This is a genomic window from Actinoplanes sp. NPDC051475 (assembly GCF_040689425.1).
Classification (GTDB): Bacteria; Actinomycetota; Actinomycetes; order Mycobacteriales; family Micromonosporaceae; genus Actinoplanes.
Genome location: NZ_JBFAZZ010000015.1, coordinates 221,598 through 229,832 on the forward strand (window position 1 = coordinate 221,598; position 8,235 = coordinate 229,832).

The window sequence follows — 8,235 nt, forward strand, 5'->3', positions numbered from 1 at the left end:
GTGCCTGCCGTGAGGGGCTGGCGTCACTACCTTTTGATCGGCATGAGGGCTTCAGGACTGAGTTTCGGCTGGAAACAAGGGATGATCAGGATCAGAGCAGGCATCGTACTCGTAACCCGATGACGAGGCTACACGCTCACCATCGCGGCCGGGACCGCCCTTCAGTGACGAACCGGCATGAGGAGCGAGTAGCCGCCGGCGCCCCGCACGGCCAGCGGCTTGATCGGCCCGTCGAGCTCCAGCACGAGCTGCCCGGCGCCGCCCGCATCCAGGGCCTGCAACAGGAACTCCCGGTTGACCGCCACGTGCGCCTGCTCGTCGGCGGCCCAGGCGTCCTCCGCGGCCAGACGTACGGCACCGGACGGGTCGACGGTCAGGATCGCCACGTCGTACGCGATGCCCTCGTGCTCGCGGGTCACCGGAGCCGCGCCGCCCAGCCGGGCCCGCAAGGCCGGCACGTCGACGGTGATCCGGCGGGCCCGAGGCCGGGCCGGCTCCGCGAGGCGGCGGTGATCGGGGAAGTCGACGTCGAGCGCCTCGGCCGCCAGCCGGTGCCCGGGCGCCTCGGCCGTGATGGCCGACGGGCTCAGTTCCAGGCCGACCGTGCCGGTGAGCAGCGGGCGCAGCGCGTCCGCGAACGGCAGCGGCGCCACCACCCGGACCGGCGGCCCGGCCACGGTGGCGGCCGCCTCCGCGACCGCCATCCGGTAGCGGTCGGTCGCGACCAGGGTGACGGCGTCCGGTCCCGCCTCGAACAGAACACCGTTGATCATGGGTACGGCCGGGTCCGCCGAGGCGGCGAACCGGACCGCGTCCAGGGCGGCGGCGAGCGCGGCGGCGGGCAGGGTGATGCGGGTCATGGTGATCTCCTCGAGGTCCAGCAACCGATGGATGCGGGAGAGCTCCCGGCGGGCGTCGGCGAGACCGCCCTCCAGCCGGCGCAGATGCTCCTCGAGCAGCTTGCGCACCACCGGAGGACGATGCAGTTCCGCGACCGCGCGGGCGATGTCCGGGACCGGCATGCCCACCCGGCGCAGGCCGGCGACCAGGCGCGCGGCGCGGATCTGCGCCGCTCGGTAACGCCGGTAGCCGGTCGCCGGGTCGACCTCGGCCGGGACCAGCACCCCGGCCCGGTCGTAGAACCGCAGGGCGCTGACGCCCAGGCCGCTGGCCCGGGCCATCTCGCCGATCCCGTACATCGTGCTCTCCACACCTCGGCACCCTGGTGCCTCGACCAGGTCGAGGGTCAAGCCCGGCGCAACCGGTCAGATTTCGAGAAGCCCGGTGGCGGTGGCCCGTCCTAGCGTGAGCCCCATGACGATTTCGCTGTCCCACTGCTTCCTCATCGTGCACGACTACGACGCCGCGCTCGCGTTCTACCGCGACGTGGTGGGCCTCGAGGTCCGCACCGACGTCCAGTTCGAGGACAACCGCTGGCTGACGCTGAGCGCGCCGGGCCAGGCCGGGGTGGAGCTCGGCCTGGAGATCCCCGGCTACTTCCCGCACACCTCGGACGAGGATCGCCGGGCCACCGCCGACCTGCTCGCCAAGGGCCTGCTGCCGGGCGTCATCTTCCGCACCGACGACTGCGACAAGACCTTCGAGAAGGTCCGCACCTCCGGGGCCGACGTGCTCCAGGAACCCATCGACCAGCCGTACGGTGTCCGCGACTGCGCCTTCCGCGACCCCTCCGGGAACATGGTGCGGTTCTCCCAGCTCCCGGAGGGGTGAGGCGCGGTACGGATCAGCCGGTCACGGTTCCGGTGATCGCCGGCAGCCCGCTCTCCTCCTCGAAGTGCAGCTCCACGACCTCCGCGCCCTCGGCCAGGCCGTCCGTGATGGTCGGCACGGCCACCTCACCGCCGGTCTGCCCGGCCGGGATGTCGGCGAACGGGGTCAGCCACGTCTCGGACAGCGGGCGCGACGGCTCGGGCTCCTGGGACGTGCTGGTGCGGAACCACGCCGGGTCCACGTCGGTGCTCGACAGCTCCGTACCGGTGGCGGGTGCCTGCGGGGACGCCCAGAAGGAGAAGTCCGTCTCGGCCGGCGCCGACAACGTGATCCGCCAGCGCAATGTGCCGCCCTCGGCCACCGCCGCGGCGACCGGGACGACGGTGACGGTCGGCTTCGGGTCGTCGTCGCGCACGTCGATGCCGCCCTGGTAGTCGCCGATGACCAGGCCCCGCTCGGCCTTGGCGGCCAGCAGCTTGCCCTCGCCCTCGCCGTACCTGGTGTCGCCCTTGACCTTGACCGGCACCCGGATGGTGCGGTCGCCCGGGTGGACGGTCGCCACCCACGACGTGCTCTTGAACGTGGCCGAGTCGACCAGGAACAGCCGCACCCGGCCCGAGCCGCGCCCGGTGATCTTCACCGGGATCGCGTACGTCTTGGTGCCGGAATTGCCCTCGTCGACGGCCAGGTTGCCGATGTCGATGCGCGGCAGCGAGGCCTCCTGCGGATCGGGCGTGCCGGCCTTCCAGCCCCACGCGTCGATCAGCCACGCGCGGCCGGTGGCACTGCGCGGCGTGAGCTGCAGCTTGGCCATCTTGCCGGAGAAGTGGCCGAGCGGCACCCGCACCTCCCGCGCCCAGTGCGACGTGGTGTTGGCGCTGCCGGGCAGGCCGTCCACCCGGACGTCACCCAGCGCCGTACGCCGGCCATGGCTGTCGATCACCGCGACGCCGAACCGGGTGTCCGTGGTGTTCGGCGGGACCATGAGCCGCAGGGCCAGGTCACGGGACCCGGCGAGGGAGACCGGACGCGACGGCTTCAGAGTGATCGGCCGGCCCGCGGCGGACCACTTGAGCTCGGCGGCGTACCGGCCGGGCTCGGGCGAGATGCCGTTGAACGACACGAAGTGGGCCGAGCGGGTGGACCAGTCCTCGGGGTCGAGGCAGGCCGCGGCTGCGTCGTTGCTGACCTGCGCGCAGATCCGGCCCCCGCCGGAGACCTGGACCGCCGGGTCCGGGATCAGCGCGGCGGTACGCCGGCCGCCCAGCGCGTGGCTGAGCACGCGGGCCGGGTCGGCGGAGGGTGCCCGTACGCCGGTGCCGTCGAGCAGCGGGCGCACCCGGTCGTCGCGGCCCACGAACAGCCGCGCGGCCGCCGCGATGTACGTCGCACCGGCCTTCTGCTCCTGCTGAGCCGTCAGCCGCGTCGCCGTGCCGGGCGAGCAGACCGCGTCGTGCTCCTCGCTCTGGAAGTCGTCCCACGCCGGCGCGGCCGCCTGCCCGGGAGTCCACTCCGTGTTGAAGAAGTTGTGGTTGGCGCCGATCACGTACAAGGCGCTGTGCAGGGCCTTGCCCCGGCTGACCCCGCGCGTCTCGTCGATGAAGATCTGCCCCTGCAGGTCGGAGACGTCACCGTCGCAGCCCGGCAGGATCGTCGCCGACGGTACGTCCGGCACCGGGTCGTGCCCGAAGATCGTCGGGCCGATCAGCAGCAGGCCACGGATCGTCCAGCGCACCTTGCCGTGGTACCCGTCCTGGGCGGCCGGCGGCGGCGTCAGCGAGTCCATGGCGGCGCGGCTCACGCCCTCACCGCCGCGGGAGTGGCCCATCAGAAACACCTTGGACATGTCGGCGCGGGGCGCGTTCCGGACGATCGCCGGGGCTCCGGCGCGGCCGCTGCCCGCCCAGGACGCCCACTTCGCCAGGTGCCGGCGTACCAGCGAGGAGCGTGCCTGCGCACCGCCGTCCTCGGCGGCGTAGTCCTGGCCGTTGATGCCGTTGGCCGAGATCGAGACCGTGATGTATCCCTGCGAGGCCAGCAGCTCCTGGGCCTGCAGGTAGCCGCGGTGGCTCGGGATCGGCAGCGTGCCGGTGGGGCACGGCCAGTCCTGGGGCGCGCTCTCGTCGGCGCCGTCGTAGCAGACCGAGTGGCGCCCGTGCAGGAACAGCGCGAGCGGGCGCTTGCCCGGCGCACCCTTCGGCGCCACCACCACGGCCTGCATCTCGACCTTCTGCGGGAAGTCCGGGAGCTTCACGCCGGCGAGGCTGTAGTCACCGCGGACCGTCCGGTAGGGACCCTTGACGCCCGGGTCGACCGGGTTCGCCGCCGCAGCGGCCGGCGTCGGCACCGCGGCCGCGGCCTGCCGGCGGGCCGCGGGCGCGGCGTCGTCCAGGCGCTTGCCGCCGGCGCGCACCTGCAGCGAGTCGAGGCTGGGGGCCTCGCCGAGGTCGAGCTTGAAGGTCTTCTGGTCCCGCTGGGGCTTCGGCCGGCCGAGGAGCTTGCCACCGGCCCAGAACTCCACGGCGGCGTCGCCCATCGGCAACCGCTCGCCCGAACGCCAGGTGAGCTGCCCGCCCTCGACGGACCACCCGCCGGGCACCCCGGCGGGTCCGGACGGCGGTGCCGCCCAGGCCTGCCCGCCGGCTCCGACTACCACGGCCGCGGCGAGCGCGGCCGACACGAGAATTCTGCGCATGCGCCCGTGTCTAGTCGATGGGTGCAAATCGCTCGATGGCTGTCCAATCTCCCGACCGCACGGTCGGTTCTCACGGGCGGGTGAGCAGGGCGACCGCGAGGCCGGCCATGACGGCCGCGATCAGGCCGTCCAGGATCCGCCAGGCGACGGGTTCGTTCAGTACGGGTGCCAGCCGGCGCGCGCCCAGCCCCAGCGCCACGAACCACGCCCCGCTGGCCGCCGCGGCTCCCACGCCGAACAGCCAGCGGTGGGCGTACTGCTGGGCGAGCGAGCCGAGCAGCAGCACGGTGTCCAGGTACACGTGCGGGTTCAGATAGGTCAGGGCGGGGTGCCTTCCCACGACGGTGCCCAGGCCGGCGATGCCGGCGAGGATCAGCAGGACGTCCGAGATCGCGCAGGTCAGCACCACGGGTACGACATGCTCGCGGCGCAGCCCCTGACGCAGCACGAAGGCGTTCTGCGCGCCGATGGCGATGATGAGCACGGCGGACGCGGCGAACCCGGCGAGGGCGGAGGCGAGCACGCGCTGACTCAGTCGAACGCGACGGTCAGGGCGGTGATCAGCCCGTCGGCGGCCCGGCGGATCGTGATCGTGCCGGTGCCACCGTGATCCCAGCGGAAGCCGACCACCTCCGCGCCGCTGTCCCGGCGTACCGAAAGGATGGTCATGGTGTCCGTCGGCGGCTGTGCCTCGTAGCCGGCGGCGATCGCCTCCCGGCCGACGAACGGCCCCACCGGCGGGCCTACGAACGTCATCACCGCGTCCGGGTGAAACGTCGCCGCGAAGGCCGTGAAGTCGCCGCCGCGGACCGCCGCGTTGAAGCGGTCCACGTGCTCCTGCGCCGTCATGCCCGGCGATTCTCCTCGATGTGGTCGAGCGCCGCGTCGATGGAGGTCACGAGCGTGACCTGGGCGAGGGCCCGACGGCGGACGAAGGCCGTCTCGGCGATCTCCCCGAGCCAGGTCCAAAGGCCGGCGTAGAAGCCGTCCGGGTCCAGCACCACGATCGGCTTGTGGTGCAGGTCCAGCGTCGCCGTCGTCCAGACCTCGAAGAGCTCGTCGAGGGTGCCGAGGCCGCCCGGCAGCGTCACGAACGCGTCCGAGCGCTCGATCATGAGGTTCTTGCGGGCGCCCATGTCGGTGGTGACGATCAGCTCGTCCGACGCCGTGTCGGCGACCTCCAGGTCCACCAGGGACTGCGGAATCACGCCGATGGTGTGCGCGCCCGAGGCCCGGGCGCCCTCGGCGACGGCGCCCATCATGCCGACCCGGCCGCCGCCGGAGACCAGGGAGTGCCCGCGCGGCCCGAGCGCCTTGCCCAAGGCGAAGGCCAGATCGAGGTGCTTGCGGTCGAGGTGGACGGAGGAGGCGCAGAAGACGCAGACGGCCGCCACGTCACCCCTTGCCGTTCTCGGCGTTCACGATGATCTGTACGGCCTCCTCCACGTCGTCCGTCACCACGAGCAGCTCCATGTCGCCCGGACCGACCTTGCCGTCGGCGAGCAGCCGCTGCTTGATCCAGTCGAGCAGGCCACCCCAGTAGTCGGTGCCCATCAGGATCACCGGGAAGCGGGTGACCTTACGGGTCTGCACGAGGGTGATCGCCTCGAAGAGCTCGTCCAGCGTGCCGAAGCCGCCGGGCAGGACGACGAAGGCCTGCGCGTACTTGACGAACATGGTCTTGCGGACGAAGAAGTAGCGGAAGTCGATGCCGATGTCGACCCAGTCGTTGAGCCCCTGCTCGAACGGCAGCTCGATGCCGAGCCCCACCGACATCCCGCCGGCCTCGGTCGCGCCCCGGTTGGCCGCCTCCATGACGCCGGGGCCGCCGCCGGTGATCACCGCGTAACCGGCCTCGGCCAGCGCCGCGCCGAGCTGCGCCGCCAGCTCGCACTCGGGACTGTCCGGGGTGCTGCGGGCCGAGCCGAAGACGCTCACCGCCGGCGGCAGGTCGGCCAGGGTGTCGAAGCCCTCGACGAACTCGGACAGGATGCGCAGCGCCCGCCAGGCGTCCTTGGTCTTCCACTCGCCGCGATGGTGCGAGTCGAGCAGTTTCTCGTCCGCGGTGCTCGGCGGTATCGATTCACGCCGAAGCGTGACGGCGCCACGATGACGCTCCTGGGGTACGCGTCTGCGGCCGTTGGTGCTGTCCGTCATGGCACCCACGGTAGTGCGGACGGTCCGTAACCGGTGAATAACCGGTTGGGTTTCGCCAAGAGGATTGCGGCCCCGCGGCCTTTTTGCCAGATTGAAGCAACGGACGGTAGCTCCGCAACGTCTGTACAGTTACCGACCCGCACGGCAGGCACGGTGTCCGGCTCCGGCCGGGCATCTCGGCGAAGGAGCCACCGTGATGACCCGTTACGAACGAATGAAGATGCAGCGCCGCATGCAGCGGCGCATCCGCTTGGTGGTCGAGGAACGCCGCATGGCCCTCGCCCTCCCGCCGCCCCCGGTTGACGCCGCCACCGATCCGGAGGCCACCATCGAGATTCCGCGGCCGGCCCAGGCCTGAAAGAGGCGACCCTCCTCACGGTGAGTACGCCCATCGACAACTACGGCCCGCATCGCTAGTAGGGTTCGCGTCGTGAGTAGCGCGATCTCGACCTCGGCCGCCTGGGGCATCGGCCTCGCCACCGTCACCGCCGAGGGGACGGTGCTCGACACCTGGTATCCCGCCGGCTTCCTCGGCCTGGGCGCCCTGCCCGCCGACCCGCCGACCCTGCCCGCCGGCCTCGTGGGCCCGAAGGCTCTCGCCGGCCTCTCCACCGTCGAGGTGCGCACCGAGGTGGCCTCGCTCGCCGAGCCGATCAAGGACTCCTCGGACGCGTACCTGCGGCTGCACCTGCTGTCGCACTGCCTGGTGAAGCCCAACGAGCAGAACCTCGACGGCATCTTCGGCATGCTGGCCAACGTCGCCTGGACCTCCGCCGGCCCGTGCCCGCCCGACCGGGTCGACGAGCTGCGCCTCATCGAGCGCGCCGCCGGGCGTCACCTGAGCGTGTACGGCGTCGACAAGTTCCCGCGGATGACCGACTACGTGGTGCCCGCCGGCGTCCGCATCGCCGACGCCGACCGGGTCCGCCTCGGCGCGCACCTGGCCGCCGGCACGACGGTGATGCACGAGGGGTTCTGCAACTTCAACGCCGGCACGCTCGGCACCTCCATGGTCGAGGGCCGCATCGTCCAGGGCGTCGTCGTCGGCGACAGCTCCGACGTGGGTGCCGGCTCGTCGATCATGGGTACGCTCTCCGGCGGCGGCAAGGACAAGGTCTCCATCGGCGAACGCAGCCTGCTCGGCGCGAACGCGGGCATCGGCATCTCGCTCGGTGACGACTGCGTGGTCGAGGCCGGCTGCTACATCACGGCCGGCTCCAAGCTGACCCTCCCGGACGGCCGCGTGGTCAAGGCCCGCGAGCTGTCGGGCGTCAACGGCCTGCTGTTCTGGCGCAACTCCGTCACGGGGGCGCTGGAGGCCCGGCCCCGCAAGGGCACCGGCATCGAGCTCAACGCGGCGCTGCACGCCAACGACTGATCGCGCGCCCCGGCCGGGTGTCACGCCGGGGACGGGAGTCCGCCCGTCCCCGGCGTGACCGGAATCCTCGGCAGCCCGCCGGGCGACACGGGGGCGCGCTTTCACCGGACGCGCGCGGCGCTTCGCGCGCAGGCGGCGTAGACGCTGCCGAGGCAGGACTGCGCAGTCGTCTCGACTTCTTACTCGTCGTCGCGCCAGCACCAGCAACGGGCAGAAGCTCGATGCCGCCACCGCGAACGCCAGCCCGACCACCCGCGAGACGTCCATGTTGGCC

At 72.2% G+C, this 8,235-nt stretch carries 9 protein-coding genes; 3 read left to right on the plus strand and 6 right to left on the minus strand.

Annotated elements, in window-relative coordinates:
* Window positions 1–161: 161 nt before the first annotated feature.
* Window positions 162–1,199 (minus strand): MerR family transcriptional regulator, encoded by a 1,038-nt coding sequence (locus AB0368_RS28910; protein ID WP_366157157.1) that lies wholly within the window; start codon window positions 1,197–1,199, stop codon window positions 162–164.
* Between the two features lie 115 nt (window positions 1,200–1,314).
* Between AB0368_RS28910 and AB0368_RS28915 the strand changes: the two genes are divergently transcribed.
* Window positions 1,315–1,731: a VOC family protein gene (locus AB0368_RS28915; RefSeq protein ID WP_366157141.1), complete on the plus strand. Its 417-nt coding sequence runs from the start codon at window positions 1,315–1,317 to the stop codon at window positions 1,729–1,731.
* 13 nt (window positions 1,732–1,744) lie between these two features.
* Here AB0368_RS28915 and AB0368_RS28920 read toward each other — a convergent pair whose 3' ends face one another.
* From AB0368_RS28920 to AB0368_RS28940, 5 genes are all read right to left on the minus strand, one after another.
* The gene (locus tag AB0368_RS28920) at window positions 1,745–4,426 is read right to left on the minus strand and encodes a hypothetical protein (RefSeq protein WP_366157142.1); all 2,682 of its coding nucleotides are present in this window, start codon (window positions 4,424–4,426) and stop codon (window positions 1,745–1,747) included.
* Between the two features lie 70 nt (window positions 4,427–4,496).
* Window positions 4,497–4,949 (minus strand): LysE family transporter, encoded by a 453-nt coding sequence (locus tag AB0368_RS28925; protein WP_366157143.1) that lies wholly within the window; start codon window positions 4,947–4,949, stop codon window positions 4,497–4,499.
* 8 nt (window positions 4,950–4,957) lie between these two features.
* Window positions 4,958–5,275, minus strand: coding sequence for a nuclear transport factor 2 family protein (locus AB0368_RS28930; protein WP_366157144.1), 318 nt, complete (start codon window positions 5,273–5,275; stop codon window positions 4,958–4,960).
* Complete coding sequence (locus AB0368_RS28935; RefSeq protein WP_366157145.1) at window positions 5,272–5,820, minus strand: TIGR00730 family Rossman fold protein; 549 nt, start codon at window positions 5,818–5,820, stop codon at window positions 5,272–5,274. Before AB0368_RS28935 ends, AB0368_RS28930 begins: the two co-directional genes overlap by 4 nt.
* 1 nt (window position 5,821) lies before the next feature.
* Window positions 5,822–6,583 carry a TIGR00730 family Rossman fold protein gene (locus tag AB0368_RS28940; RefSeq protein ID WP_366157146.1) on the minus strand — a complete coding sequence of 254 codons (762 nt, stop codon included), beginning with the start codon at window positions 6,581–6,583 and terminating at the stop codon, window positions 5,822–5,824.
* Window positions 6,584–6,779: 196 nt separating this feature from the next.
* Here AB0368_RS28940 and AB0368_RS28945 point away from each other — a divergent pair, with 196 nt between their 5' ends.
* Window positions 6,780–6,941, plus strand: a complete 162-nt coding sequence (locus AB0368_RS28945; RefSeq protein WP_366157147.1) for a hypothetical protein — start codon at window positions 6,780–6,782, stop codon at window positions 6,939–6,941.
* Window positions 6,942–7,013: 72 nt separating this feature from the next.
* Complete coding sequence (dapD, locus tag AB0368_RS28950; protein ID WP_366157148.1) at window positions 7,014–7,961, plus strand: 2,3,4,5-tetrahydropyridine-2,6-dicarboxylate N-succinyltransferase; 948 nt, start codon at window positions 7,014–7,016, stop codon at window positions 7,959–7,961.
* The last annotated feature ends 274 nt before the right edge of the window (window positions 7,962–8,235 follow it).

Coding starts and splice junctions, on each gene's coding strand:
- AB0368_RS28945 (WP_366157147.1), top strand. CDS start 6,780: ATGACCCGTTACGAACGAATGAAGATGCAGCGCCGCATGCAGCGGCGC.
- AB0368_RS28920 (WP_366157142.1), bottom strand. CDS start 4,426: ATGCGCAGAATTCTCGTGTCGGCCGCGCTCGCCGCGGCCGTGGTAGTC.
- AB0368_RS28910 (WP_366157157.1), bottom strand. CDS start 1,199: ATGTACGGGATCGGCGAGATGGCCCGGGCCAGCGGCCTGGGCGTCAGC.
- AB0368_RS28915 (WP_366157141.1), top strand. CDS start 1,315: ATGACGATTTCGCTGTCCCACTGCTTCCTCATCGTGCACGACTACGAC.
- AB0368_RS28940 (WP_366157146.1), bottom strand. CDS start 6,583: ATGACGGACAGCACCAACGGCCGCAGACGCGTACCCCAGGAGCGTCAT.
- AB0368_RS28930 (WP_366157144.1), bottom strand. CDS start 5,275: ATGACGGCGCAGGAGCACGTGGACCGCTTCAACGCGGCGGTCCGCGGC.